This window comes from Saccharothrix sp. S26 (assembly GCF_021390395.1).
Classification (GTDB): Bacteria; Actinomycetota; Actinomycetes; order Mycobacteriales; family Pseudonocardiaceae; genus Actinosynnema.
Genome location: NZ_JAJUWT010000004.1, coordinates 24198 through 48791, shown reverse-complemented (window position 1 = coordinate 48791; position 24594 = coordinate 24198). Strand labels below are relative to the sequence as shown.

Annotated in this window: 24 protein-coding genes; 12 read left to right on the top strand and 12 right to left on the bottom strand. The window is 72.4% G+C overall.

Going from position 1 to position 24594, the window contains the following annotated elements:
* Positions 1 to 45 precede the first annotated feature (45 nt).
* The 5 genes from LZG04_RS07325 (at position 46) to LZG04_RS07305 (ending at position 2959) form a co-directional block, all read left to right on the top strand.
* Complete coding sequence (locus LZG04_RS07325; protein WP_233814526.1) at positions 46 to 408, top strand: ATP-binding protein; 363 nt, start codon at positions 46 to 48, stop codon at positions 406 to 408.
* On the top strand, positions 405 to 1154 hold the full coding sequence (locus tag LZG04_RS07320; protein WP_233814524.1) for a SigB/SigF/SigG family RNA polymerase sigma factor: 750 nt from the start codon (positions 405 to 407) through the stop codon (positions 1152 to 1154). Before LZG04_RS07325 ends, LZG04_RS07320 begins: the two co-directional genes overlap by 4 nt.
* Positions 1155 to 1208: 54 nt before the next feature.
* Positions 1209 to 1571: a hypothetical protein gene (locus LZG04_RS07315; protein ID WP_233814522.1), complete on the top strand. Its 363-nt coding sequence runs from the start codon at positions 1209 to 1211 to the stop codon at positions 1569 to 1571.
* A 213-nt stretch (positions 1572 to 1784) separates the two neighbouring features.
* Positions 1785 to 2708, top strand: a complete 924-nt coding sequence (locus LZG04_RS07310; RefSeq protein ID WP_233814520.1) for a hypothetical protein — start codon at positions 1785 to 1787, stop codon at positions 2706 to 2708.
* A 74-nt stretch (positions 2709 to 2782) separates the two neighbouring features.
* The gene (locus tag LZG04_RS07305; protein WP_233814518.1) at positions 2783 to 2959 is read left to right on the top strand and encodes a hypothetical protein; all 177 of its coding nucleotides are present in this window, start codon (positions 2783 to 2785) and stop codon (positions 2957 to 2959) included.
* Positions 2960 to 3366: 407 nt separating this feature from the next.
* Here LZG04_RS07305 and LZG04_RS07300 read toward each other — a convergent pair whose 3' ends face one another.
* Positions 3367 to 4329, bottom strand: coding sequence for a DNA topoisomerase IB (locus tag LZG04_RS07300; protein WP_233814516.1), 963 nt, complete (start codon positions 4327 to 4329; stop codon positions 3367 to 3369).
* 98 nt (positions 4330 to 4427) lie between these two features.
* Here LZG04_RS07300 and LZG04_RS07295 point away from each other — a divergent pair, with 98 nt between their 5' ends.
* Together LZG04_RS07295 and LZG04_RS07290 are read left to right on the top strand one after the other, a co-directional pair.
* Positions 4428 to 5516, top strand: coding sequence for a glutamate--cysteine ligase (locus LZG04_RS07295; protein WP_233814514.1), 1089 nt, complete (start codon positions 4428 to 4430; stop codon positions 5514 to 5516).
* Between the two features lie 70 nt (positions 5517 to 5586).
* Complete coding sequence (locus tag LZG04_RS07290; RefSeq protein WP_233814512.1) at positions 5587 to 5976, top strand: STAS domain-containing protein; 390 nt, start codon at positions 5587 to 5589, stop codon at positions 5974 to 5976.
* Here LZG04_RS07290 and LZG04_RS07285 read toward each other — a convergent pair.
* The 3 genes from LZG04_RS07285 to LZG04_RS07275 are packed head-to-tail and all read right to left on the bottom strand — an operon-like array spanning position 5951 to position 9438.
* On the bottom strand, positions 5951 to 6301 hold the full coding sequence (locus tag LZG04_RS07285) for a hypothetical protein (RefSeq protein WP_233814510.1): 351 nt from the start codon (positions 6299 to 6301) through the stop codon (positions 5951 to 5953). The two genes, LZG04_RS07290 and LZG04_RS07285, sit on opposite strands and share 26 nt — an antisense overlap.
* A gap of 58 nt (positions 6302 to 6359) precedes the next feature.
* Positions 6360 to 6788, bottom strand: a complete 429-nt coding sequence (locus tag LZG04_RS07280; RefSeq protein WP_233815150.1) for a nucleoside deaminase — start codon at positions 6786 to 6788, stop codon at positions 6360 to 6362.
* Between the two features lie 37 nt (positions 6789 to 6825).
* Positions 6826 to 9438, bottom strand: a complete 2613-nt coding sequence (locus LZG04_RS07275; RefSeq protein WP_233814508.1) for a CHAT domain-containing tetratricopeptide repeat protein — start codon at positions 9436 to 9438, stop codon at positions 6826 to 6828.
* Positions 9439 to 9514: 76 nt separating this feature from the next.
* On the opposite strand from LZG04_RS07275, the gene LZG04_RS07270 reads away from it, so the two are divergent.
* From LZG04_RS07270 to LZG04_RS07255, 4 genes are all read left to right on the top strand, one after another.
* Complete coding sequence (locus LZG04_RS07270; RefSeq protein WP_233814506.1) at positions 9515 to 10717, top strand: S8 family serine peptidase; 1203 nt, start codon at positions 9515 to 9517, stop codon at positions 10715 to 10717.
* A 163-nt stretch (positions 10718 to 10880) separates the two neighbouring features.
* Positions 10881 to 11513 (top strand): RNA polymerase sigma factor, encoded by a 633-nt coding sequence (locus LZG04_RS07265; protein ID WP_233814504.1) that lies wholly within the window; start codon positions 10881 to 10883, stop codon positions 11511 to 11513.
* Complete coding sequence (locus LZG04_RS07260; protein WP_233814502.1) at positions 11479 to 11943, top strand: hypothetical protein; 465 nt, start codon at positions 11479 to 11481, stop codon at positions 11941 to 11943. Before LZG04_RS07265 ends, LZG04_RS07260 begins: the two co-directional genes overlap by 35 nt.
* A gap of 86 nt (positions 11944 to 12029) precedes the next feature.
* Positions 12030 to 13568 carry a diguanylate cyclase domain-containing protein gene (locus LZG04_RS07255; protein WP_233814500.1) on the top strand — a complete coding sequence of 513 codons (1539 nt, stop codon included), beginning with the start codon at positions 12030 to 12032 and terminating at the stop codon, positions 13566 to 13568.
* Here LZG04_RS07255 and LZG04_RS07250 read toward each other — a convergent pair.
* The 5 genes from LZG04_RS07250 to LZG04_RS07230 all read right to left on the bottom strand — a co-directional run bounded on the left by LZG04_RS07250 (position 13522) and on the right by LZG04_RS07230 (position 19876).
* Positions 13522 to 14274, bottom strand: a complete 753-nt coding sequence (locus LZG04_RS07250; RefSeq protein ID WP_233814498.1) for a trans-aconitate 2-methyltransferase — start codon at positions 14272 to 14274, stop codon at positions 13522 to 13524. The genes LZG04_RS07255 and LZG04_RS07250 overlap by 47 nt on opposite strands.
* A 72-nt stretch (positions 14275 to 14346) precedes the next feature.
* Positions 14347 to 14943 carry an ATP/GTP-binding protein gene (locus LZG04_RS07245; RefSeq protein ID WP_053721146.1) on the bottom strand — a complete coding sequence of 199 codons (597 nt, stop codon included), beginning with the start codon at positions 14941 to 14943 and terminating at the stop codon, positions 14347 to 14349.
* 47 nt (positions 14944 to 14990) lie between these two features.
* A complete protein-coding gene (locus LZG04_RS07240; RefSeq protein WP_073890506.1) occupies positions 14991 to 15413 on the bottom strand; it encodes a roadblock/LC7 domain-containing protein in 423 nt (140 codons plus the stop codon).
* On the bottom strand, positions 15410 to 18601 hold the full coding sequence (locus tag LZG04_RS07235; protein ID WP_233814496.1) for a nitrate- and nitrite sensing domain-containing protein: 3192 nt from the start codon (positions 18599 to 18601) through the stop codon (positions 15410 to 15412). Before LZG04_RS07235 ends, LZG04_RS07240 begins: the two co-directional genes overlap by 4 nt.
* A gap of 249 nt (positions 18602 to 18850) precedes the next feature.
* Positions 18851 to 19876, bottom strand: coding sequence for an ABC transporter substrate-binding protein (locus LZG04_RS07230; RefSeq protein ID WP_233814494.1), 1026 nt, complete (start codon positions 19874 to 19876; stop codon positions 18851 to 18853).
* Positions 19877 to 20019: 143 nt separating this feature from the next.
* Here LZG04_RS07230 and LZG04_RS07225 point away from each other — a divergent pair, with 143 nt between their 5' ends.
* Entirely contained in the window at positions 20020 to 21267 is a 1248-nt protein-coding gene (locus LZG04_RS07225) for a 4-hydroxybenzoate 3-monooxygenase (RefSeq protein WP_233814491.1), read from the top strand.
* A 540-nt stretch (positions 21268 to 21807) separates the two neighbouring features.
* Here LZG04_RS07225 and LZG04_RS07220 read toward each other — a convergent pair.
* The 3 genes from LZG04_RS07220 to LZG04_RS07210 are packed head-to-tail and all read right to left on the bottom strand — an operon-like array spanning position 21808 to position 24256.
* Positions 21808 to 22689 carry an ABC transporter ATP-binding protein gene (locus tag LZG04_RS07220; protein ID WP_233814489.1) on the bottom strand — a complete coding sequence of 294 codons (882 nt, stop codon included), beginning with the start codon at positions 22687 to 22689 and terminating at the stop codon, positions 21808 to 21810.
* Positions 22686 to 23492, bottom strand: a complete 807-nt coding sequence (locus LZG04_RS07215; RefSeq protein WP_233814487.1) for an ABC transporter permease — start codon at positions 23490 to 23492, stop codon at positions 22686 to 22688. Before LZG04_RS07215 ends, LZG04_RS07220 begins: the two co-directional genes overlap by 4 nt.
* Entirely contained in the window at positions 23489 to 24256 is a 768-nt protein-coding gene (locus tag LZG04_RS07210; RefSeq protein ID WP_233814485.1) for an ABC transporter permease, read from the bottom strand. Before LZG04_RS07210 ends, LZG04_RS07215 begins: the two co-directional genes overlap by 4 nt.
* Positions 24257 to 24594 lie beyond the last annotated feature (338 nt).

The following is a 24594-nucleotide window of genomic DNA, read 5'->3' as shown; positions in this document are numbered from 1 at the left end:
TGCCCCGGTCGACCACGACGACGGTGTGAGGAGCGTTCGCCGCACATGGACGGCTCGGAGGTGGAGCTCAGGTTGGCGGCGAGACCCGCTCACCTCTCGACCGTTCGCGCGGTCGCCGCAGCCATCGCGAAGCGCACGCCCGAGCTGGCCGTCGACCTGGTCATCGCCGTCGACGAGGCGTGCAGCGCGTTGATCGCCCGGACGCTGGACCCCTCCGCCATCCTGCGGTGCCGGTTCGCCCGGGAAGGTGATTCCGTGCGGTTCCGGGCGGAGGTCCGGTCATCGGCCGTCACCGTGCCCGATCATGACTCGTTGTACTGGCGGGTTGTCAGTTCCGTGACCGATGCGGTGGCCACCTGGGTCGACGGGGAGGGCCGGTTGCGGGTCGAGTTGAGGTGTCGGGCATGAACGCGGTGGACTACCAACCGCTGTTCCACGAGCTGGCGGAAGCCGAGCGGGACGGCGAGCGCTACCAGCGGCTGCGCGACCGCCTGGTGACCGAGCACCTGCCCATGGCCAGGCACATCGCCGACCGGTTCGCCGAGCGCGGCGAGTCGGTGGAGGACCTGCGCCAGGTGGCGGCGGTCGGGTTGATCAACGCCGTCGACCGGTTCGACGTGACGCGCGGGATCGACTTCCTGGCGTTCGCCGTGCCGACGATCACCGGCGAGGTGCGGCGGTACCTGCGCGACCAGGGGTGGGCGGTGCGCGTGCCGCGGCGGTTGAAGGAGCTGTGCGTCGCGATCGACACGGCCAGGGTGGAGCTGTCGCGCGTGTCCGGGCGCACGCCGACGCCCAGCGAGGTCGCCCGGCACCTCGGCATCGGCGTGGACCAAGTGTACGAAGGCCTGCACGCGACCTCCGCGTACCACCTGCTGTCGTTGGACGAGCAGTCGATCAGCGAGGAGCTGAACTACGCCGACCGGCTGATCAGCGACGACCCGGCGCTGGAAGTGGTCGAGCTGCACCACGCGCTGGACCCGATGCTGCGCGGGCTGCCCAAGCGGGAGAGGCGGATCGTCGTGCTGCGGTTCTTCCGGGGCATGACGCAGAGCCAGATCGCGGACTCGGTCGGCGTGTCGCAGATGCACGTGTCGCGGCTGCTGAGCCGGTCGCTGGCCCGGCTGCGGTCGCTGCTCGATGATGACGAGTAGCGGTCGGTAACCGGGCGTCCCTCGGACGCGGGTCGGACGGAAGGGGTGGTCGCCGTGGTGACAGGCCTGGTCAGGCTGACGTGGCCGCAGCGGACGGCCCTGGTGCTGGGCGTGCTGCTGGTCGCGTGGGGCCTGCTCGACTTCGCCCGCGCCGAGCCGCGGTCGGGCGTGCTGCACGTGGTGACCGGTGCGGTGATCGGGGCGGCGGCGGTGCGGACCCGGGTGGCGCGGCTGGTCGGCACGCTGATGGGCGTGGTGTTCCTGGTCGTGTTCGCGTTCGGGGTGGGCGAGCCGGGTGGCGCGATGGACGCCGGCATCGTCGGCAACGCCGTGCACCTGCTGATCGGTTTCGCGTCCGTGGCCGTCGCCGAGAGCTGCGCGTGGTGCGAACAACGCGCCCGCCGCACCGCCCGCTGATCCTCTTGCCCCGTCACCCGTCGGGCGCGCTCCGCTTCCCTTGATCCTTTTCCCCCTCACCTCGGCGCACCGTTCGACGGACTTGCCGTGGGCGTCACCCGACCGTGAGCACGGGGTTCGGGACGGGGTTCGGGACGTCGTTCAGCTGCCGGCGAAGGCGGTTGCACCACCCCCCTTTCGGGTACCACCCGGGTGACCGAACGGGGAGGACCGATGCACACGGCGAGTCTGCAAAACCTGGTGGATGTCGAAGGGCCGTTCGTCTCCGTGTTCCTGGACGTCGGCGATCACGTGGACCTGCGGTGGCGGGCGATGCGCGACCAACTCCAGGCGATGTCCGCCGACCCGTACCTCGTGGCGTTGGCCCACAACGCGATCATGTCCGGCGAGACCCCGCGCGGCCTCGCCGGCCGCGGCCTCGTCGTCGGCGACGGGCGCGTCCTGGTCGACGAGTACGTCCCCGTCCCACCCTCCGGCTACACCGCCCGCTACGGCCCGCTGCCCTACGTCCTGCCGCTGGCCGACCTGTCCGAACCCCTCCTGCCGCACGTGGTCGTGCAGGTCGGCGAGCACGGCGCGGACCTGCGCGGCGTCGACCCGACCGGCCGCCCGGTGGCCGTCGCCTCGGTCGGTGCGCGCCGCCCGGGACGCCGCCTGGAGGCCGACGAACTGGCCGACGTTGCCGACGAAGCGACCTCCCTGGTGGACCGCCTGGGCGCACCGCTGCTGGTCCTGGCCGGCCCACTGGCCGGCCGACGCTCACTGCGAGTCGCCCTCCCCACCCGCTACCACCACCTGGTGGTGGAGGTCGAGGGCTCCCCCGATCGCGCGGTGCTGCACCTGGCGGGGCGAGCGAACCAGGACGCCCGCCGAGCCGTCGTCGAACGGTTCCGCGACGAGTCGTCCCGGATGACCGGACGCGCGGCCCACGGCCTGGAGGCGGTCAGCAAGGCGTTGGCGGAAGGCCGGGTCGAGACCCTGCTGCTCACCGACGCGCTCGTGGGGTCGCGTGAAGTCGACGGCAGCCGCGCCGACGAACTCCTGCCGTTGCGGGCAGTCCAGTGCGGGGCCGAGATCGTGCTCGTCGGCGGTGCCGTCCGGCTGCACGAGGACGTCGGAGCCCTCCTCCGCCAGTGACCCGCCGAGCCGGCAAGCCGGGTGAGCCAGCTGACCGCAGCGCCCGTTGATCTCGACGGGGGTGGGTGCCGGCGGTGGTGACGGCCGGGTTCGGCCGGCGGGTGGCGGCGACCGGCGGCACCCGATGGCGGCCGCGCGTGGCGGTGGCCGGTGCGGTGGTGCCGGCGGTGGTGAAGGCCGGACTGGCGGCCGGGTACGGCAGTGGTGGTGGCCGGGTGCGGCAGGGTGGTGGCCCGGTGCGGTGGCGGTGAGTCGTGGTGGCGGTGGGTCGTGGTGGCGGTGGTGTCAGCGGTGGTGCCGACCGGGCCCGGCCGGCGGGTGGCGGCGACCGGCGACACCTGACGGCTGCCGGGCGTGGCGGTGGCCGGTGCGGTGGTGACGGCCGGGCCGGTGGCCGGCGGTCGCCGCGGTGGCGGCCGGGTGTGGCAGTGGTGGCGGTGGGGGGCGGGAGCTGCGGTGGTGGCTGGTGGTCGGTGGCTGGTGGTGGGGTGCGGTGTGGGTGGTGAGGTGGTTGGGGGCGGGTTGGGCGTGAGTGTGGTTGGCGGGGCTCCTCATGTTTCAACCGAGGATCGGGAACGGTGTTTCCGTACATTTTCGGCCGTTGATCACCCGAAAGTGTTACCGGACGGCCCGTCGACCTGCGAAAACGGTGCCCGCCTCACTTGCGCAGCAGCCGCAGGACGGCACGTTCCACTGTCTCACGGTCCGCCGACTTCGGCTTGATCATCACCCCGTCGTGGTACAGCCGCACCACTCGGGGGTCGACGTAGGACTTCCGGGCGACGGCCGGGGTGTTGCCCAGGTGCTCCGACACCTCCCTCATCACCGCCGCCTCCACCCGCTTCCGGCCCCGCTTGGACTCCGGCCGACCCTCCCGCGCGAACGCCGCCGCCGCGAGCACCGTCGCGTGCCACGTCCTCAAGTCCTTCACCGAGAACTCCGACCCGACCATCTCCTTGAACCGCTCGTTCACGTCATCCGACCCCACCGAGCACCCCCGCTCGTCGACGAACAGCCGCTCCTCCCCCTCTCTGCCCCGCAACAACCCGCGCACCGCCCGCGCCAACGCCTCGTCCTCCACCTCCGTCACGAACTGGATCCCACCCTTCGCCGGGTAGCAGAAGTCCACAGTGGACCGTCGCACGGCCACGTGCGAGCACAGCAGCGTCGCCACCCCGTGCGTGCCGTTGTCCGCCGCGTAGGTCTCGCCCCCTACCCGGAACACGCCGCGCTCCAGCACCGCCAACGCCACCGCGAGCACCCGTTGCCGCGACCGGCCCCGCCCGCTCAGCTCCCGCGCCACCTCCGCCCGGAACCCCGGCAGCAACGGCGCGAGCGCGAGCACCCGCTCGTGCTTCTCCTCGTCCCGGTCCTGCCGCCACCGCTCGTGGTACAGGTACTGGCGTCGCCCGGCCGCGTCCGTGCCCACCGCCTGGATGTGGCCGTTCGGGTGGGGGCACACCCACACGTCGCGCCACGCGGGCGGGATGACCAGGGACTTGATCCGGGCCACCGCCTCGGGTGGCAGCGGGCCGCCGTCGGCGTCGGTGTAGCTGAAGCCCCGGCCGCGCGCACGGCGGCGCCAGCCGGGGCCGGACGGGTCACTGCGGCGCAATCTCACCCCGGCGAGGTTCCCGGCCGCGACGCGGCGAAACGCCGTTCACCGGACAACTCTCAACACCGTGGTTGAATCAGCCGCCGAGTGGGTATGGGACCGGCATGGCAGAGCCGTGGACCGTGGGCGTCGAGCAGGAGTTCCTCCTGGTCGACCCGGATTCGCGCCGACCCGTGCCCCTCGCCGAGTCGGTCGCGCAGCACGCCGGCGCGGGCCACGACGTGCAACGCGAACTCACGCCGTTCCAGATCGAGGTGGCCACGCCGGTGTGCGAGACCGCCGAGGAGCTGGCCGAGCGCGTGCTGGCCGGCCGCGTGCACCTGGCGAAGGCCGCGCACGCCGCGGGCTGCCGACTGCTGGCCTCGGCGATCCCGCCGATCGGCACGCTGGGGCCGCCGCCGGGCACGGACGACCGCCGCTACCGCATGATGGAGCACTCGCACCGCAAGGTCATCGGCGGGCAGGGCGTCTGCGGGATGCACGTCCACGTGGGCGTGCCGGGCGAGGACGTCGCGATCCGCGTGTCGAACGCGCTGCGGCCGTGGCTGCCGACGTTGCTGGGGCTGAGCGCGAACTCCCCGATCGAGCACGCCGAGGACACCGGGTACGCGAGTTGGCGCTCGGTCGTGTGGTCGCGGTGGCCGATCAGCGGGCCGCCGCCGCACCTGGACTCCGCCGAGGCCTACCACCGGCTGGTCAGCACCCTCGAAGGGACCGAGGTGCTGCTGGACCGCGGGATGGTCTACTGGGACGTGCGGCCGTCCGCGCAGCACCCGACGGTCGAGGTGCGGGTCTCGGACATCCCGATGACGGCCCGTGACGCGGTCGTCATCGCCGAGATCATCCGGGCGTTCGCCCGCACGGCCGCCGAGTCGGGTGACCCTGGTCGGGTGGACGACACGGTGTTGCGCGCCGCCTACTGGCGTGCCGCGCGCGACGGCGTGGACGGCTTGGCCGTCGATCCGCGCACGGGCGGCCTGCGGCCGGCGCGGGATCTGTTGGGCGAGCTGGTGTCCTGGTGCTCGGGCGCGCTGGCCGACGCCTCGGCCTTGTCCACTGTGGAGGATCACCTCACGTGGCTCGAGGCGCACGGCAGCGGCGCGGCGCGGCAGCGGCGGGCGTTCGGCGGCTCGCCCGACGCGCGCGGGCTGGTGGACCTGGTGCTGGCCGAAACGGTCCGCGATGCCGACTGAGACGCCGACCGGGGTCTACCGTGAAGACGTCGACGCCGCGCCGGCGTCGCTGAGTGAGAGGAGTACCGGCGTGCCAGAACCCGCGGCGACGCTCGCTTCCGTGCGGGTCGACAGACCTTCGGACGGCGTGGTGGTGCTGCACGTGTCGGGCGAGTTGGACACGAGCAGCGCGGACGAGTTGACCAGGCCGCTCACGGAGCACCTGGTCGAGAACGTGCGGGGTGTGGTGGTGGACCTCGGTGGGGTTCGCTTCCTCGGCTCGGCCGGGTTGGAGTCGTTGGTGGTCGGCAACCAGCGGGCGAGCGCGCTCGCCATCCCGTTGGTGCTGGTGGCGACGAGCCGGGCGACGCAGCGGCCGATCGAGGCGACCGGGCTGAGCTCGGTGTTCACCGTCGTGGGCTCCGTGGAAGAGGCCCTGAGCCGGTTGGAGAGCACTACAGGGACCGGCGGACCGTCCTGATGGCGCAGCGCACGGCCCCCACCGGGGGCAGTGCGCCCGCCGGGGGCACCACCCAGCGCGACGCGGCCGCCGGGATGCGGCGCGGCCCGTGCCAGTAGCGGACGTCGGGCGGCGGCACGTGGCGCGGTGCGGGGTCGGGGTCCGGCCTGGCCAGGAACAGCCAGCGCAGCCGGGGTCCGGGGATGGCGAGGATCGGCCCGAGGGGCCCGGCCGAGCGCAGTTGGGTGCTGACCTCGGCGCCCCAGCTGGCGGGCACCTCCACGGCGACCGCGCCCTCGGCCAGCACCAGGGAGTCCAGTGATTCGTCGACGTGCCACGGTTCCATGCCCGCTGATGGTGGCGGCGGCCCGTGTCGGGATTGTGTCGCCGTGCGGCGCGGCGCGTTAATCCTGGCCGATGTCCTCGAACCACAGCTCCGGCTTGGCGGCGATGAAGTCGGTCATCATCCGGACGCACGCGTCGTCATCCAGCAGCGTGATTCCGACGCCGTGCTCGGCGAGCCAGTCGTGACCGCCGTGGAACGTCCGCGCCTCGCCGATCACCACGCGGGGGATCCCGAACTGGCGAACGAGTCCGCTGCAGTACCAGCACGGTGACAGCGTGGTCACCATGACGGTGCCGCGGTAGCTCGCCCGGCGGCCGGCGGCGCGGAACGCGGCCGTCTCGGCGTGGGTGGAGGCGTCACCGTCCTGGACCCGCCGGTTGTGGCCGCGGCCGAGCAGCGTGCCGTCGTCGGCGAACAGCGCCGCGCCGATCGGGATGCCGCCCTCGGCGAGCCCGGCGCGGGCCTCGGCCACCGCCACGGCCAACATGTCGCGTTCGTCCACGCCTGCCAACCTAGCCGGGTGCTCAAGCCCCGAAGCACAGGAACCCGGCGCTCGCGGCGAACGCGGCGTCACCGTCCTCGTGGTGGGCCCGCTGCGCGCCGGCCAGTGCCACCGAGGGCGGCTGGCCGTCGCCCAGCCTGCGGTGCAGGTCGACCATCAGCGGCGTGGTGACCTCGGCCGGCACGGGGATGACGGGCGCGACGAGGGTTCGGGTGCCGAGCCCGAGCAGCGCCGCGGTGAACCCCATCAGCTCGTCGCCGGGCCGCACCGCCGACAGGCCGGAGTCGCACGCCGACAGCACGACCCGGGCGGGTGGGGTGCGGAGCCGTTCGAGGTCGTAGACGGTCAGCGGGCCGTCGGCCAGTTCCAGCGCCGAGAACAGCGGGTTGTCCGCGCGGAACGAGCCGTGGGCGGCCACGTGCGCCAGGGGTGCGCCGTCCATCGCGGACGCCACCGCGTCCACCGTGGCCGCACTGCCGACCAGCACCGACGCGGACCGGGTCAGGGACGCGATGGCGGTGATCTCCGTCGGCGCGGCCGGCAACCGCGGACCCGCCGCCAGGACCGCCCGGTCGTGTGACGTCACGGTGGAGTTCGCCGCGCGCAGCCACACCGTCGCCGACGGCACCACGGTGACCGCGCGGCCGCGGCAGGCGGGCAGCGCCGACCACGGCAGGCCGCCCAGCCGCCCGGTCGGCGCGAGCACGAGCGGCCGGTCGTCGAGCCGTCGGCGCAGCGGTTCCAGCAGCCGGTTCTGCAGCAGCCGGGCCGCGTGCTCGGCTCCGGCGCGCACCGAGGTCCGGTCGAGGTGCTCGGGCAGCGTCACGAGCCGGTGCAGCGCGAACCGCAGCAGCCGCAGCTCGCGCAGCGCGCCGTCGAGCGGGCCGAGCCGGTGCAGCGAGGCCCGACCGCCCGCCACGACCACGGCCAGCAACGCGCCTTCGTGGTCGACGTACTCCACCAACGCCGACGTGCCCAGCGCGTGCGCCAACTCGTCCACCGCGGGCGGCTTGAACACCGCGCCGCCGCCGCCGGTGCGCCGGGTCAGCTCGCGGACCCGCTGCTCGCCGCGCACCTGCCGCTGCCGCAGCGCCGCCGTCGGCCGCCCCGCCGTGGAGGCCGCCTCCAGGTCCGCGGTCACCGCGCGCAGCTCGGCCAGCGCGTCGGCGAGCCCGGAGTCCTCGGGCGGCCGGGCCGGTGTCATCCGCAGCGCGCCCGCCCGCCACGCCTCCGCCCAGCTCAGCACCCGTCCCGCCCGGCCGCCCGCGACGGCCGTGCGCAGTCCTTCCGCCGCCAGCGCCGCGCCCTGCGCGCCGCTCAACGCCCGCAGCTCCGTCGCGCCGAGCGACACCCGGTACTCGTCCAGCAGCGCGAGGCCGCGCCGCAACGCGATCTGCGCGCCGCGGGCGTTGCCGAGCAGGTCGCGGCGCAACGCCTCGGCGTACCAGCCCTGCACCCGGTGCGCCGCCGGGCCGCCGCGCCGGGCCGCGCCCGCCGTGGTCAGCTCCGCGACCGCGCGCGAGCGGTCGCCGAGGTCGCGGGCGACCAGCGCCGCGTCGACCCGCGCCTCCAGCCCGGCCATCCGCCAGCCGAGCGCGTCCAGCCGGGACGCCACCTTGGTCAACGCCGTCACCAGCGCCCTGGTCCGCTGCCCGCTGAGGTAGGCCGCGCGCAGCTCCACGTGCCGCGCGCCCTCCGCCCACACGTCGCGCTTCTCGCGGCGGAAGCCCTTGCGCGCGGCCACCGCCATGGTCACGGCCCGGTCCAGGTCGCCTTCCAGCAACGCGACGCGGGCCCGGTAGAACAACGCCTCCGACCGGGCCAGCACGAGGTCGCCGCCCAGCTCCTCCACCGCCCGGTCGGCCGCCGCCCGCGCCTCCTCCAGCAGCGGCACGGACACCAGCAGCTCCAGCCGGTTGATCAGCAGCGCGGGCCGCGGCACGGCCAGCCGCCGGTACTCGCGCTCGGCCTCGGCGAACATCGTCAACGCCCGCGGCACGTCGCCCGCGCGGGACGCGGAGATGCCCGCGTTCCACCGCACGTCGGCCACGGCCAGCGCCTGGTCCAGGTCGCGGTAGAGCACGGCGGCCCGGTCGAAGTCCTCGTCCGCCGCGCGCAGGCCGCCGGTGTAGGCGCGCAGCAGGCCGCGGTTGTTCAGCGCCCGCGCCTCCACGAGCCGTTCGCCGAACCGGCGCACGATCTCGATCGCGCCGTTGTACTCGCGCAACGCCTCGTCGTACCGGCACAGGTAGTGCAGCACCAGGCCCCGCTGCATCCGGCCGCTGCCCGCGTCCGCGCCGCGCAGGTGCGGCAGGGCTTCGTTGATCGCGCGCAACGCCTGGGCGTGCCGCCCGGTGGTGGACAGCACGAACGCCAGGCTCATCCGGGCCAGTGCCGCGGCCCGGGTCGAGCCCGCCCGTTCGGCGAGGCGCACGGACCGCCGCAGGTGGCGCAGCGCCGCGTCGAAGTCGTGCAGTTCGCGCCACGCGAGACCGATCGCGCGTTCGGCGGCGGAGGCTTCTTCGCCGTCCCCCGACGCCCGCGCCGCCCGCAGCGCGGCCCGACCCATCTCGATGGCCGCGCGCGGATCCCGTTGCCGGGCTTCCAGCGCTGCGGCGGCGGAAACCCCTGCCACGAACCCACCTTATTACCAGGACGGCTGTGGTAGCTTGCTCAGGCTCAGCACCCGTCGACGCTGCTGTGAGGCCTCGGTGTCCGAACCGTCGAACCGCTCCGGGCTGTACCAGGAAGCCTTCCAGCAGGTCATCCGCGATCACAAGAGCTACCGGTTGTACGCCGAGCGCGGGCGGGAGTTCCTCTTCGTCTCCGGTGAGCTGTTGACCATTCCGGAGGACGTCGACCGGGTGGCCCGCAAGCTCGCGCAGAACAACATCGGCACCGTGCGGGGCCGTGACTTCGCCGGGATGGCGCGGCTGGTGCTGTCGCGCAACGCCGACGACATCCCGGAGGTCGTGCGCCTGCTGCGCGACCCGGCGCAGTGGCCCGGCGAGCGCGTGCCGTTCGTGCAGCCGCACCACGTGCTGGTCGGCCACGGCGGCAACATGCACGGCAACCCGGGTCAGCCGCCGCGGGTCGGGCAGCCGCTGGCGGACCCGGACAAGGGCACCGCCGAGGTCGGTCGGGGTGTCGTCGTCGGCATCGTCGACACGGGCATCTCGCAGACGGCCGCGACCGACCACCCGCGGTGGCTGGGCGACGCGTTCCTGCCGAAGGTCGAGGAGGTCGACGCCGCCTACCGCTACTCCGACGTGTTCGCCCTCGAAGGCGGGCACGGCACGTTCGTGGCCGGCGTGGTGCGGCAGGCCGCGCCGGGCGTGCGGTTGGACCCGGAGAAGGCGCTGGACCCCAACGGCATGGGCACCGAGGAGGAGTTCGTCCGGGCGCTGTCGTCGTTCGACGAGAAGGTGCAGATCGTCAACATCTCGATGGGCTGCTTCACCCAGGACGACACCGCGTCCGAGCCGGTCCGCCGGGCGATCGCGGCGCTGTCCAAGGAGGTCGTCGTGGTCGCCTCCGCGGGCAACCAGGGCACCACCCGCCCGAGCTGGCCCGCCGCGCTGTACGACGTGGTCGCCGTGTCGGCGGTGGCGCAGGAGCGCGACGGCAGCCGCGCGCCCGCGTGCTACGCCAACCACGGCCACTGGGTCGACGCGTGCGCGGTCGGCAACCGGACCAGCACGTACCTCAAGGGCCGGTGGGAGCTGCCCGGCCTGCCGGTGGAGGTCTACGACCGGTTCGCCTACTGGCTGGGCACGTCGTTCGCCGCGCCGCACGTGGCCGGGCGGATCGCCGCGACGATGACCCAGCACGGGCTGTCGGCGACCGCCGCGCGGGACGCGCTGCTGGGTGGCGAGCCGGAGTTCTTCCCCGGCTACGGCGTCCTGGTCGACTAGCGGAGCGGCCCTCGCGGGAATTCCGCTTTGCGTGTATCTGTGGGGTGCGTCAGGTCTCCGTAGTGTGTGGCAGCGAAGAGTCCGAAGTCCGTGACCCGGCTGGGGTCCGCGCCGGCGCAGGTCGGGGCGGAGGCGCAGCATCCCCTGGACCAGAGGAGGGGACGTGACCCCTGCATCCCCCATCGCCGAGCTGGTGAGCGCGGCGGCGGAGGGCGATCAGCGCGCGTGGAACGAGATCGTCGCGCGCTTCACGCCCCTGGTGCTGGCGGTGGTGCACCGGCACCGGTTGCGCCACGCGGATGCGGCGGACGTGCACCAGACCGTGTGGTTGCGGCTGGTGGAGCAGCTGGGCAGGCTCCGCGAGGCGGACGCGCTGCCGGGGTGGATCGCCACGACCGCCCGCAACGAGTGCCTGCGGATGCTGCGCCTGCAACAGCGGACCCAGCCCTACGACCCGCAGTCGCAGGACGAGCCGGTGAGCCCGGACGACGCCGTCGCGGACCTGGACGAGGAGCTGGAGGCCGCGCAGCGGCGGCACGCGCTGCGCGAGGGCTTCCGGTCGTTGTCCGAGCAGTGCCGGGTGCTGCTGGCCAAGCTGATGGCCGACCCGCCGCCGAGCTACGCGGCGGTCGGCGAGGAGCTGTCGATCCCGGTGGGCAGCATCGGGCCCACCCGGATCAGGTGCCTGGAGAAGTTGCGCAAGACTCCCGCGGTGCTGAAGCTGGTCGAGCCGCGGCCGGTGGGCGGAGGAGGTGTGGTCGGTGTTGAGGGACGATCCGGGGTGGGAAAGCGATGAGGTCCTGCTGCGGGAGCTGGGCGCGGCGCTCGCCGAGGAGCGCGACGTGCCCGAGCATCTGGTGCGGGCCGCCCGAGCCGCGTTCACGTGGCGCACGGTCGACGCCGAGCTGCTCGCGCTGACCAGCTACGACTCCGTGCTGGACGAGGAGCTGGCGGTGCGGGCGCGGGCCGCGCAGACCGCGCGCCAGCTCGTGTTCGACGCCGAGGGCGTGTCGGTGCAGGTGGAGGTGACCGAGGCGGGTGTCGCGGGCCAGGTGCTGCCGGCGGGGCCGGGCCGGGTCGAGCTGGTCACCCCGACCGGGCCGGTGGAGGAGTCCGAGCTGGACGAGCTGGGCATGTTCCTGCTCGGCCCGCCGCCGTCGGGCCCGGTGCGGTTCCGCTGCGAGGTCGGCGGCACGACGGTGATGACGGACTGGGTGTGCGTGTGACCTGATCGGGTGAAGCCTTGACGGCGGTGGCCGGTGGTCCGGAAGATGCACTGACCTGATCTTCACCCACCGCCGCACACCGCCACATGACCGAGCCCGCCCGCGTCACCCCCGCCGAGGGAAGCGCTCCCACGGCGGTCGAGGCGTGGGCGTTGCCGGAGCTGTTCCGGCAGGTCTTCGTCGGCTCCACGGCGGGCATCGCGATCTTCGACGGCCGCGGCGCGCTGGTGGGCGCCAACCCCGCGCTGGAGGCGATGCTGTCGCCCGCGGACGTCGCGACCCTGGTCACCGCCACGCCGTTCACCGGTGACGGGACCACGGCTCAGCGGCAGTTCACCGACGCGGCCGGCGACCCGTTGTGGACCACCGTGGCGCTGTCGGTGGTGCGCGACGCCGAAGGCAGTCCGCGCTGGCACGTCGCCGTGGTCGAGGACACCACCGAGCAGCGGGTGCTGCGCGACTACCTGCGCCACCAGGCGCTGCACGACGTGCTGACCGGCCTGCCGAACCGGCAGAGCTTCCTGCCGCGGCTGGAGCAGGCGCTGAGCCGACCGGGCTCGATCACGTTGTGCTACCTGGACGTGGACAGCGTCGCCATCGTCAACGACGGCCTGGGCTACGAGGCGGGCGACGAACTGCTGAAGGTCGTGGCCCGGCGGCTGACCGAGGTGGTGGCGGGCGAGAACGCCACCGTGGCGCGCATCGGCGGCGACGAGTTCGTCGTGCTCATCGAGGACTGCCCCACCACGCCGGGGATCTCCGCGCTGGCCGAGGCGATCGAGGCCGCGCTGCTCGAGCCGGTGCGGCTGGCCGGGCACGGCGTCGGCGTGTCGGCGGGCATGGGTTTCGTGCGCACGTCGGCGCGCGGGTCGGACCCGATGGCGTTGCTGCGCCAGGCGCACAGCACGCTGCGCCGCGCGGAGAGCGGCGGCAAGGGCCAGTGGGGCATCTACGACGCCGGGCAGGACGCCCGCGACCGCGCCCGGCTGTCGTTGATCGCGACCATGCCGGGCGCGTTGCAGAACGGCGAGATCGCGCTGGACTACCTGCCCGTGGCGCGGGGTGGCGACCAGGTCGCGATGGCGGCCAGGCTGCGGTGGTGCGAGGCGGAGTACGGGCCGGTGACGCACCGGGAGTGCCTGCGGTTCGCCGACGAGCTCGGGCTGAGCGGCCCGCTGGCCCAGTGGGTGCTGGAGGAGGCGTGCGCCTTCGCCGCGGCCGAGGACCTGCCGGTGCTGGCGCACCTGTCCCCGGGCCAGTCGCGCGACCCGGACCTCACCGCGCTGGTCGCCGAGGCGGTGCGCGCCGGTGGCGTGGCGCCGGAGAAGCTGTGGCTGAGCCTGTCAGCGCGCGCGCTCGCCGAGGACTTCGACGCGGTCGACGACAACCTGTCCGCGTTGGGGGACATGGGTGTCCGCCTCCTGCTGCACGACGTCACGTTCGCCCTGCCCGAGCTGTCCGTCGTGGAGCGTCACGGGCTGCACGGCGTGGAACCGGACGTGCCGCTGGGTGAGGCGCTGGCGCACAAGGCGCTGGCCGCCGTGCTGCCGCTGGTGCGCGCGGCCGGCGCGCTGGTGGTCAGCGACGGCCGGTTGCCGGAAGCCGACCTGGTCGTGCGATCGTGATGATCTCGCGGCTCGTGCCGGTCAGCGGCGTCCGGTCCCAGGAGCCGTAGCGCTCGGCCACCTCGAACCCGGTCTCGCGCAGCAGCGAGTCCAGGTGGTCGGCCTCGGTGAACCTCAGCGTGGCGCGGTCCACGCGGGGTTCCGGCCAGTCCGGGCAGCTGAACGTCTCGGTCATCGTGACCAGCCCGTCCGCCACGCGCTCCACGAAGTGCTCGACGCGCACGTGCTCGCCGTCGTGGCCGACGATCTCGGTGGCGTTCTCGGGCGTCCACCGCTCCCACGCCCGCGCGCCGGGGTTGCGGGTCTCGAACGCGAACCGGCCGTCGGGCCGCAGCGCCCGCCGGATCGCGGTGAACTGGGCGCGCACCTCGTCGTCGGTGAGGAAGACCTGGAACGCGTGACCGGTCATCACGACCAGGTCGAACTCGCCGTCGAACGAAATCGTGCCGAGGTCGCCGCGGATCCAGTCCACGTCCGGCTCGCGCCGCGCCTGCACCAGCATGCCCTTGGCCGGGTCGAGCCCGACCAGCCGACCGGTGTGCCCGCTCGCGCGGGCGGCCTTGAGCAGCAGGCCCGTGCCGCAGCCGACGTCGAGCACGGCGTCCGCGGCCAGCACCAGCCCCAGGTAGAACCCGGTGTCCGGGCCGAATCCGTTGATCAGGTCGTAGTAGGCGGCCAGGTCGGCGTCCTCGAAAGCGTCTGCCACCCGCCCGAGTGTGGCCGCGACGACGGGAGGCCGCGACCGGTTTTCCGGCCGCGGCCTCCCGTTCGGCGTGCGTCAGGCGAACGTGGGCTGCCGCATCGCGTGCTGCACCAACGTGATCAACGTCTGCTTGGTCGACTGCCGGTTGCGCGCGTCGCAGGGCACGATCGGCACCGACTGGTCGATCGTCAGCGCCTCCCGGATGTCCTCGATGCGGTGGTGCAGCAGGCCGTCGAAGCAGTTCACGCCCACCACGTACGGCAGCTCGCGGTCCTCGAAGAAGTCGATCGAGGCGAACGCGTCCGACAGCCTGCGGGTGTCGACCAGCACGACCGCGCCGATCGCGCCGCGCACCAGGTCGTCCCACATGAACCAGAACCGGTGCTGGCCCGGTGTGCCGAACAGGTAGAGGATCAGGTCGCTGTCCAACGACACCCGACCGAAGTCCATGGCCACCGTCGTGGTCATCTTGTTCGGCGTGGCCGACAGGTCGTCCACGCCGACGCTGGCCTCGGTCATCACCGCCTCGGTGGTCAGCGGCACGATTTCCGAGACCGACCCGACGAAGGTCGTCTTGCCGACACCGAACCCGCCGGCCACCACGATCTTCGTCGACGTGACCGTCAGGCTCGCCGCGGGTGACCCCGGCCGTCCGGGAGCGCCACCGCTCATGTTGCTCTGCTTTCCCTAGTAGTAGGACTTCGCCGGGTGGTGGGACCTCAGCCGCGCATGGCGACGTGCAGCTGCGACCGGATCTCCGGGGTGAGCTGGACGCCGACCCGCTCGACCAGCCGCGTCATGGCGTAGCCGATCAGGCCGATGTCGCAGTTGGGCGCGGCGAGCACGGCCAGGCACGAACCGTCGCTGATGGACATCAGGAACAGGTAGCCCCGTTCCATCTCCACCACGGTCTGCTTGACGTCACCCGCCTCGAAGCAGCGGGCCGCGCCCAGGTTCAGGCTGACCAGACCCGACGCGACGGCCGCGAGCTGCTCCGCGCGGTCGATCGGCAACCGCTCCGAGGACGCGAGCAACAGGCCGTCCGCGGAGACCACGATCGCGTGCGCGACGCCCGCGACCCGGGCGACGAAGTCATCGACCAGCCAACTGAAGTTGTCGAGTTCCTCGGTTGCGGTGGTCACTTCTGCTCCTTGGTCTGATTGCCGCCCCTGGCGGCGGTGGTCGGGTTCCCGCCTCCGGTGGCGGTGGAGTCGTCCTCGTTGCCGATCGACAGGCCTTCCCACGGCAGGCCGGCGTCGTCGCCCGCCTGACGGCCGAGCTGCACACCTCGCTGGTAGGTGGCGAAGCGCTGGCGCAGCCGGTCGGCGGACCGGCGCGGCGGCGCGGCGGTCGCCACACCTGCCGACGTGGCGCCGTTCGCGGACGGCTGCGACGACGGTGACGCGGCCCCGGCGCGCGGAGCGGGCGCGGAGAGCGAGCCCGGCATCAGCCGCGCCTTGGGGACGCGCTTGGGCAGGCCCGCGGTCGTCGTGTCGTCGACGGGGGCCTTGAGCGCGCTGGACGCCACCGTCCAGCTGTCGTCCGCCGCCGCACCCCAGCCCGGCGACGACGCGCCCGACGACGGGATCGCCGACGGCGCGGGCTCGCGCTTGGGCAGGCCCGCGGGGGTGGACCCGCGCGGCGCGGGCGGCTTCGGCTTGGACACGGGCGACGCGGACGGCGCGATCAGGTCCGACCGGTCGGTGTACGCGGTCTGCTCCGACGCGGTGCCCTCGTGCCCGCCCGAGCCGTCCAGGCCCATCAGCTCGGCGCGGTCGGCGAACATCGTCTTCTCCGACGCGGTCTCCGGCGGCGCGGCGGCCTGCGGCTGGTCGCCCAGCTCGCCGCGCACGGCGCCGCCCTCGGCCTCGCCGCCCTGGAACCAGCGCGACAGCACGTCCTCGTAGATCGGCAGCCGCTGGGTGGAGGCGTCGTCCTCGTCCTCGACCACGACGGGCGCCGCGGCGGATGTGGCGGACGTGGCGGCCGGCGGGTAGGAGTAGTCCGGCAGCTCCTCGGCCGGCGGCGGCACGGTCTCGGTCACGGTGGCCGTGAACAGGTCGTCCACCGGGGTCTGCTCGACCTGGAAGAACCCGCCCGGCTCGGCCTCGTGGGTGTGCACGACCTGCGGACCGGTCGTGGCGGGCAGCTCCAGCGGTGCGAAACCGCCGGGTGCGATCTCCGGCGTCCACTTGGGCACGCCCGCCAGCACGCCGACACCGCTGTCCTCGAGCTGCGGGTTGGCCTGGCGCTGGGGCAGCGCGGCCGGCACCGGCCGGGGCTGGATCGGCTCGGGGCCGCGGTGCAGCAGGTCGACCGGGAGCACGACCTGGGCCGTGACGCCACCCTCTATGTCGTCGTTGTTGTTCAACGTGACCCGGATGTTGTGCCGCTTGGCGAGCTGGCCGACCACGTACAGGCCCATCTCGCGGGCCACCGACACGTCGACCTCGGGCGGGTCGGCGAGCTTGGTGTTGGCCTCGATGATGTCCTGCTCCTGCATGCCGACACCGCGGTCGTGGATGCGGATGGACACCTCGCCGCGCCGGGTCTCGATGGCCCGCACGGTCACCTTGGTGGTGGGCTTGGAGAACGCGGTCGCGTTGTCCAGCAGCTCGGCGATGAGGTGCGCGAGGTCGTTGACCACGCGGCCCTGGACCTTCAGCTCCGGCGCGGGCGCGATCTGGATGCGGGCGTACTTCTCGACCTCCGACACCGCGGCGCCGAGCACCTCGGAGATCGGCACCGGCCGGGTGACGCGGCGGTTGACCGTGGTGCCGGAGAGCACCAGCAGGTTCTCGCTGTTGCGGCGCATCTGGGTGGCCAGGTGGTCCAGCTCGAACAGGCTGGCCAGCTGGTCGGGGTCCTGCTCGTCCTGCTCCAGCCGGTCGATGACGGTGATCTGCCGCTCGACCAGCGCCTGCGAGCGCCGGGACAGGTTGATGAACATGTCGTTGACGTTCGCGCGCAGCGCCACCTGCTCGACGGCGAGTCGGACGGCTTCGCGCTGCACGGCGTCGAACGCCCGCGCCACCTGGCCGACCTCCTCGGTCGTGTTGATCGGCACGGGCACCAGCGCCTCTTCCGCGGCGCGGGCCGGGTCGCGGTGCGTCCGGATCCGCTTGATCGCGTCCGGCAGGCGGTTGCGGGCCACGTCCAGGGCGGTGCGGCGCAGCACGCGCAGCGGCGTCAGCATCGAGCGGGCGACGAAGGCCATGAGGGCGAACGCGATCACCAGCGCCACGGCGACCAGCGCCGCGTCACGCCACGCGGACGCGCGGGCCGCCTCGGTCAGGTCGATCGACGCCTGGTCGGCCTGCCGCTCGATGTCCTGCGACACCTCGCGCAGCAGGGCCGCGGTCTGCTCGCCGACGGCCATCACGTCGGTGTCGGAGATGGACACCTCGCCGCCCTCGTCCTGCTGCACCAGCGCCAACTGCACCAGGCTGTTGCGGGCGTCGACCGGCGCGCCGGTCACGGTGTCCGACAGCAGCTGGCGGTTCTCCTGGCTGGCGATGTTGGCGAAGTCGGTGAGCGCGGCGTCCAACCGGGACTGCGCGGCGCGCAGCGCGTTGGCCTGGCCGGGCGCGAACTCGCCCCGCTTGGCCGTCGACAGCAGGATCGAGTTCTGCTGGGACAGCTGCTCCTTCGCCGAGTACAGCGCGAGGTTGGCGCCCGACAGCGGGGTGATGGTCTCGTTGCTGAGGCTGCTCGCGGTCGCGCGGTGCACCTGGGCCAGCGCGGCCAGCACCTGGCCGTAGGCGCTGTGCACCGAGATGTCCGGGTACTTGGTGGTGGTCACCGTGTTGCGCAGCGCGTTGAGGCCGTCCAGCGACTGCAACGACTTCTGGAACGACTCGCGCACCGAGTCGTCGACGCCGGCCGTGGCGGCCGCGACGTCGCGCAGCCTGCCGACCTCGGCGTCGACCTTGCTCGACCGCGTCTGGAACTCGGCGGCGTTGTCGCGCCGACCGCCCGCCACGAACCAGACCGCGGCGTCGCGTTCCAGCTGCAGGGCGTCGGACACCGCCGCCACCTGGGCCGACAGCTGGAGCTCCCGCTGGACCTGGCCGAACAGCTCCACGTCGTCGAGCTGGGTGTTCAACCTCAGCCCGGCGAGGGTCAGCGTGCTCAGCGCGGGCACCAGGAGCACCACGGCCAGCTTGCTGCGCAGGCGCCAGTTCCGCAGTCGCCACCGGGAGATACCCCGGTCGGTCGGCACGGCGCCTGTGCCCGGTCCCGAGTCGGGCGGGCCGCTGCCGGCGGCGCCCGCGTCGAGTTGAATCCGCTCCGGATCTCTCCCGGAGGCGTGGTCGTCGTGACCGCGCACCGTCAGCACACTCCCCAGCCCGGTGAAACGACACATCCCTACAAACCCGGTGGATCTTGGTGGAAAAACCCGCCGAGTCATACCGCCGTTCGGACGAGGTGACCGGTACTTTGCAAATCAACCATTGTCGCGCGGACCACACGTGGACGCGCTAAACGATCGCTAACCGGCCGTCATGGTTATTTCACGCCCTCGACCCGAACGGGAAACACCCGCGGGGGAGCCCGTCGCCGGGCTCCCCCGCCGGGATCAGCTACCCGACGCGGTGACCAGCATCGGCTTGACGTCGAAGTCCTTCTCGAGCAAGCCGTAGGTTCGCATCAGTTGCGCCACGCGCTGCAGGCGGGTGGCGTCGAGCGTGGTCGGGAACTCGCCGAAGTGCACGAGGCTGGCGGTTTCCTTGTCGACCTTCGCGTACTCGACCAGCAGCGGCTCGACCGTGGGGCGGTCCGCCGCGTCGCGCTGGCCCTTCGCCATCGCGCGCTGGAACGCGGCGACGGTGTTCGGGTTCTCCTTCACGAACTTGCCGCTGGCGGCGTAGCCCGCGATCGGGATGTCCGCGGTCGGGCCCGAGGCCGCGTCCAGCACGGTGATCTGGCCGCTGTTGCGCTGCGCCCGGCTGATGAACGGCTCGACCATGAACGCGGCGTCGACCGCGCCGCTCTGGACGGCGGCCTCCATGTCCGGGAACGGGTACTCCTTGAACGTCACCTTGGCGGGGTCGACGTCGTTGGCCTCCAGCGTGGCCTTCGCGGTCAGCTCGGCGATGTTCTTGAACGTGTTGATCGCGATCGTCTTGCCCTCGAGGTCCTTGGGCGACTTGATCGGGGAGTCGGCCTTGCCCAGGATCAGGAACATCTCCGGCTTGGCCTGGTAGCCGTCGCTGACCAGCTTCAAGCCGTCGGCGGACTTCGCGGCCTCCTTCGACTCGGCGGTGAAGAACGACACCCAGTTGCCGAACGCGATGTCGATCTCGCCGTTGATCAGGCCCGGGATGGCCAGCGCGCCACCCTGGAGGTACTTGACCTCGACCTCGAGGCCCTCCGCCTTGAAGTAGTCCTTCTTGATCGCGACGTGGACCGACGCGACGTCGAGGATGGGCAGCAGGCCGAGCGTGATCTTGGCCTTCTCGACCTTGCCCGGCGCCGCGGCGGCGTCGGTGGGCTTCTCCTCGGAGCCACCGAGCAGACCGCAGCCGGAGACGACGGCGAGCATCGCGACCGCGGAGACAACGCCGAAGATCCTTCGTGCCGAGAGGCCGACTCTTCGAGTCATGGGGGGCATCTCCTGTTGGAGTGACGACTTTGCGGGGGCAGGATGCACGGGCGACAGAGGCACTGCGGAACCACTCAAAGTGACACGAGTGGTTCGGCAAGACCCCAGTCGACCGACACTCGAAGGCTGATCCACTACCTTCGGTGAGCATCTTTGCACAGGCTGTCCAGAGGTTGGGGTATGCGGTGAGCGATCTTGACGCGGAATGGGCCGTACAGAGCAACCGGCGCCCGGTGGGCATCGTCGGAGCGGGCCCCGCGGGATTGACCTTGGGGAACCTGCTCCGCGAGGCCGGAATCCCCTGCGTGGTGCTGGAAAAAGGCACCCGCGAGTACATCGAGACCCGGCCGCGCGCCGGGGTGCTGGAGCACCGCGCGGTGCAAATGTTGACAGAGCACGGGCTCGCGGACCGGTTGCTCCGAGAGGCGGACAGGCATGGGGCGTGCGAATTCCGGGTGAACGGCGAGGCGTACGAGGTGGACTACGCCACCCTGTACGACGGCCAGACGCACTACATCTACCCGCAGCAGGAGGTCGTCCAGGACCTCGTGCGGCACTACGTCGACGAGCGCGGCGGCGACGTGCGGTGGTCGGTCACGGACGTCGAGCTGCACGACATCGAGTCGGCTGAACCGGCTCTGACCTGGACGAACGCCGACGGCACGCGGGAGCGGCTCGACTGCTCGTTCATCGCGGGCGCGGACGGGTTCCACGGCGTGACGCGGCGCAGCATCCCGCCGGGCGCGGTGCAGGAGTTCAGCCACCAGCACGGCATCGAGTGGCTGAGCATCCTGGCCGAGGCCCCGCCATCCACCCACAAGGTGATTTACGCGCTTCACCCGGATGGATTCGCGGGTCATATGCTCCGCAGTTCCACGGTCTCGCGCTACTACCTGCAAGTACCGGTGGACGACACCGTGGACAACTGGCCGGACGAGCGGGTGTGGGCCGAGCTGCACAAGCGGCTGGCGCTTCGGGACTCCGACTGGAAGCTCACCGAAGGGCGCATCGTCGAGAAGCGCATCCTGGACATGCGCAGCCACGTGGTCGAACCGATGAACCACGGCAACCTGTACCTGCTCGGCGACGCCGCCCACATCATCACCCCCGTGGGCGCGAAGGGAATGAACCTCGCGTTGCACGACGCCGAGGTGCTCGCCGACGCCCTCACCCGGTACCACCGAACGGGTGATGAGACGGGCCTGCGGAGCTACTCCGAAGTGTGCCTGCGCCGGGTGTGGCGTGCGCAGGAGTTCTCGCAGTGGATGGTGTTCATGATCCACCGGTCGCCGGAGCCCTTCCTGAGCCGTTTGGGCCAAGCCAGGCTCGAACACCTCATCGCCTCGCGATCGTCCGCGGGCTATTTCGCCCAAAACTACGTGGGGCCTTGAGCAGAACACCTCGCGATTAGCGGGAGCGGTGTCCGCGAGCACGTCCCGCGATAAGGCCGGTTTACCGCCGCCTTGTTCTCCGCCGCGCCACCGCAGGTGCCCGGCCCGGAGAACAAGGCGATGGCCGGACCCGACTGCCGCCGCATTCGAAATCCACTCGGCCCCGCATTCGAACCGGGCCGCGCCGATGCATTCGCCACCGATTCCACCCGGTGGACGGCCGCGCCCGCGTTCCGATATACGCGCCGAGGACCGCCGGACCCATAGGAATTCCCGATGGAATGTCCGCCGAGCCGAGCCGGAAAAGGCCCCGGCGGGCACGGCCGGTAATCGCGCGGCGACGGCGTGGTGATCTCCGCGCGGCTCGTCCCGCGGCGGGAAAGATGTCGAATCGTTGCGAACGACTGCCGTCGAAACCCACGCGAACAACGGCGTCGGACACCCCCGCGCACGACAACGGGCGACCCCCGGCCGCGGCCCTGAGAGGGCCGACGAGCCGCGGATCGCCCGTCAGGCGTCCTTGGTCTCAGACCAGGCGCGTCACGTCGTGGCGCGCTCCTCGGCGTCGGCGCGCGAGGCTTCCGCCCGCTCCGCCTCGGCCCACTTCGCCGCCTGCTGCTCGTTCGCCTCGCGCCGGGCGCGGACCTCCTCCGAGGTCTTGCCGACGTTGAGCAGCCGCGCCACCTCGGCCCGCAGCGCGACGAACGCCTCGGACTCGCGGGTGGTGATCTGGTCGCGCTGCGCGGGCAGGTCGACCTTGAGGTCGGCCACCACGGACGCGGGCGAGGTGGACAGCACCAGGATCCGGTCGCCCAGGTAGACGCTCTCGTCGATGTCGTGCGTCACCACCAGCACGGTGGTGTCCTGCTCGGTGCGGACCTTCAGCAGCAGGTCCTCCAGCTCGAACCGGGTCTGCGCGTCCACCGAGGCGAACGGCTCGTCCATCAGCAGCAGCGCGGGCCGGTAGGCCAGTGCCCGGGCGATGGCGACGCGCTGCTGCATGCCGCCGGAGAGCTGCCACGGGTACTTGCGGCCCGCCGCGCCCAGGCCGACCCACTCCAGCGCCTCGGCGGCGCGGGCACGGCGCTCGGCGCGGCCCAGGGAGCGGCGCAGCGGGAACTCGACGTTCTTCTGCACCGACAGCCACGGGAACAGCGAGCGGCTGTAGTCCTGGAACACCACGGCGAGGTCGTCGGGCACGCCGCGGACCTCGTTGCCGTGCAGGCTGATCTCGCCGCGGGTGGGGCGGATCAGGCCGGAGATGGTGCGCAGCAGCGTGGACTTGCCGCAGCCGGACGGGCCGACGACGCAGACCAACTCGCCGGTGCCGACGGTGAACGACAGGTCGGCGATCGCGGTGTGCGCGCCGTCCTTCGCCTGGTAGGTGTGGCCGAGGTCGGCCACTTCGAGCATCGCGGTCATACTGCTTTTTCCTCCACCGTCGCGGGGGTGCGCTCCTGCTTCGGTTGCCACGCAAGGGCTTTGCGCTCGAAGACGAGGAGCACGGTGTTGAGGGCATAGCCGAGGACACCCAGCAGGGTGATCCCGGCCCACATGTCGGGGAAGTCGAACTCCCGCTGTGCGACGAGGAGTTGCGACCCGATCCCGTTGTCGGTGCCGACGAGTTCGGACACGACCATGAGCACCAGCGACAGCGACAGGGAGACCCGCAACCCGGCGAAGATCTTCGGTGCCGCTGAGGGCAGGACGACACCGAGGATCCACTGAGGCTTGGGGATGCGGAACACCGCCGAGGTCTCGAACTTCGTCGCGTCGACGGAGCGGGCGCCGTCGACGCTGTTGAGCAGGATGGGCCACAGCACGCCGAAGATGATCGTGGCGAGCTGCATGGTGGTGCCGACGCTGAACACGAGCAGGAACACCGGCACCAGCAGCGGCGGCGGGATCGAGCGCATGAACGTCAGCAGCGGCCCGGCGTACTCCGCGGCCGCCGCGGAACGGCCGAGCGCCACGCCGAGCGCGATGCCGACCACGGCCGCGATGCCCCAGCCGGCGAGCAGCCGGCCGATGCTCGGGAACACGTGCTCGAACACCGTGTCGGTGAGGAACAGGTCACCGGCGGGGCCGGAGAACCACAACTCGTGCGCGGCCGCGGCGATCTCGGTCGGACGGGGGAAGAACGTGTCGTCGGCGTACCAGGTGAGCAGTTCCCAGACCACGACGAGGCCCGCGAACACCGCCCACCGCTGGACGAATCGGGTCACGACCGACCTCCGGTGACCGAGCTCCAGCCGACCCAGCGGCGCTGGGCGCGTTCCAACCCGTCGTTGAGCAGGTAGCCGATCACGCCCGCGACCGCGGTGCCGGCCAGGACGATGTCCATCCGGCCCGCGCCGCTGCGCGCGAGCGCGATGTACTGCCCGATGCCGCCGGAGCCGCCTTCCAGCAGCTCCACGCTGACGATCACCACCAGGCTCGTCGTGGCGGCGAGCCGGATGCCGGTCAGCACGAACGGCAACGCGCTCGGCAGCGCGACCGACGCCAGCACGCGCACCCGGCCGGCGCCGAACGCGCGCGCGGTCTCGACCAGCAGGGGGTCGAGCTCGTCGAGCGCGTAGATGGTGTTGAACAGGATGGGCCAGATCGCCGCGTACACCGCGAGGGTGATCTTGGTTTCCGGCCCGATGCCGAGCAGCAGGACGGCCAGCGGGATCAGCGCGACCGACGGGATGGGGCGCAGGAACTCGACCACGGCGCGGGTGGCGTGCCGGACGGACGCCACGCTGCCCAGGACGAGGCCGAGCGGGACGGCGATCCCGGCCGACAGCCCCATGGCGATGAGCACGGCGAGGACCGTCGCGACGACGTCCCTCAGGAAAGCCTCATCCCCCAACAACTTCACGAGCTCCACCGCTACGACGGACGGCGGTGGCAAGTACTCCGGCGGAACCAGCCGGGACCGGCCGAACAGCTCCCAGATGACGAGGAACCCGGCCACACCGAGCAGTCCTCGGGTGAGCGCACGCACGCGCAAACGCCTCTTCCCAGTTGATCAACCCCAGCCAACCCGGCTCAATCTAGAGAGTGAAGTGCGCCGCCACAATGAGTGGCGGTAAAACTTCGCGATGTGATCTTGCAAATTGCTGTCAGCGGACGCTGAAACACCCGCCGGCCGGCGGGGTCGGCCGACGACCACCGCACCACGGGCCGTGGAGCGCGTCACGGACCACCAACCGCCGTACTGCGGACCGCGGACCGCGACCCCGCCGGGCCTAACGGCCCCAGCGGACCACAGCCCACCCGGGCCTTGCGCACAACCCAGCGCACACCCGCCCACCTGCCCCCGGCACACACCCGCCCACCAGC

Excerpts from the sequence above, each read along its gene's own strand:
- LZG04_RS07230 (WP_233814494.1), bottom strand. The coding sequence starts at position 19,876 with ATGACTCGAAGAGTCGGCCTCTCGGCACGAAGGATCTTCGGCGTTGTC.
- LZG04_RS07280 (WP_233815150.1), bottom strand. The coding sequence starts at position 6,788 with ATGTTGGCCGTGGCGGTGGCCGAGGCCCGCGCCGGGCTCGCCGAGGGC.
- LZG04_RS07220 (WP_233814489.1), bottom strand. The coding sequence starts at position 22,689 with ATGACCGCGATGCTCGAAGTGGCCGACCTCGGCCACACCTACCAGGCG.
- LZG04_RS07310 (WP_233814520.1), top strand. The coding sequence starts at position 1,785 with ATGCACACGGCGAGTCTGCAAAACCTGGTGGATGTCGAAGGGCCGTTC.
- LZG04_RS07325 (WP_233814526.1), top strand. The coding sequence starts at position 46 with ATGGACGGCTCGGAGGTGGAGCTCAGGTTGGCGGCGAGACCCGCTCAC.
- LZG04_RS07255 (WP_233814500.1), top strand. The coding sequence starts at position 12,030 with ATGACCGAGCCCGCCCGCGTCACCCCCGCCGAGGGAAGCGCTCCCACG.
- LZG04_RS07285 (WP_233814510.1), bottom strand. The coding sequence starts at position 6,301 with ATGGAACCGTGGCACGTCGACGAATCACTGGACTCCCTGGTGCTGGCC.
- LZG04_RS07320 (WP_233814524.1), top strand. The coding sequence starts at position 405 with ATGAACGCGGTGGACTACCAACCGCTGTTCCACGAGCTGGCGGAAGCC.
- LZG04_RS07295 (WP_233814514.1), top strand. The coding sequence starts at position 4,428 with ATGGCAGAGCCGTGGACCGTGGGCGTCGAGCAGGAGTTCCTCCTGGTC.
- LZG04_RS07245 (WP_053721146.1), bottom strand. The coding sequence starts at position 14,943 with ATGAGCGGTGGCGCTCCCGGACGGCCGGGGTCACCCGCGGCGAGCCTG.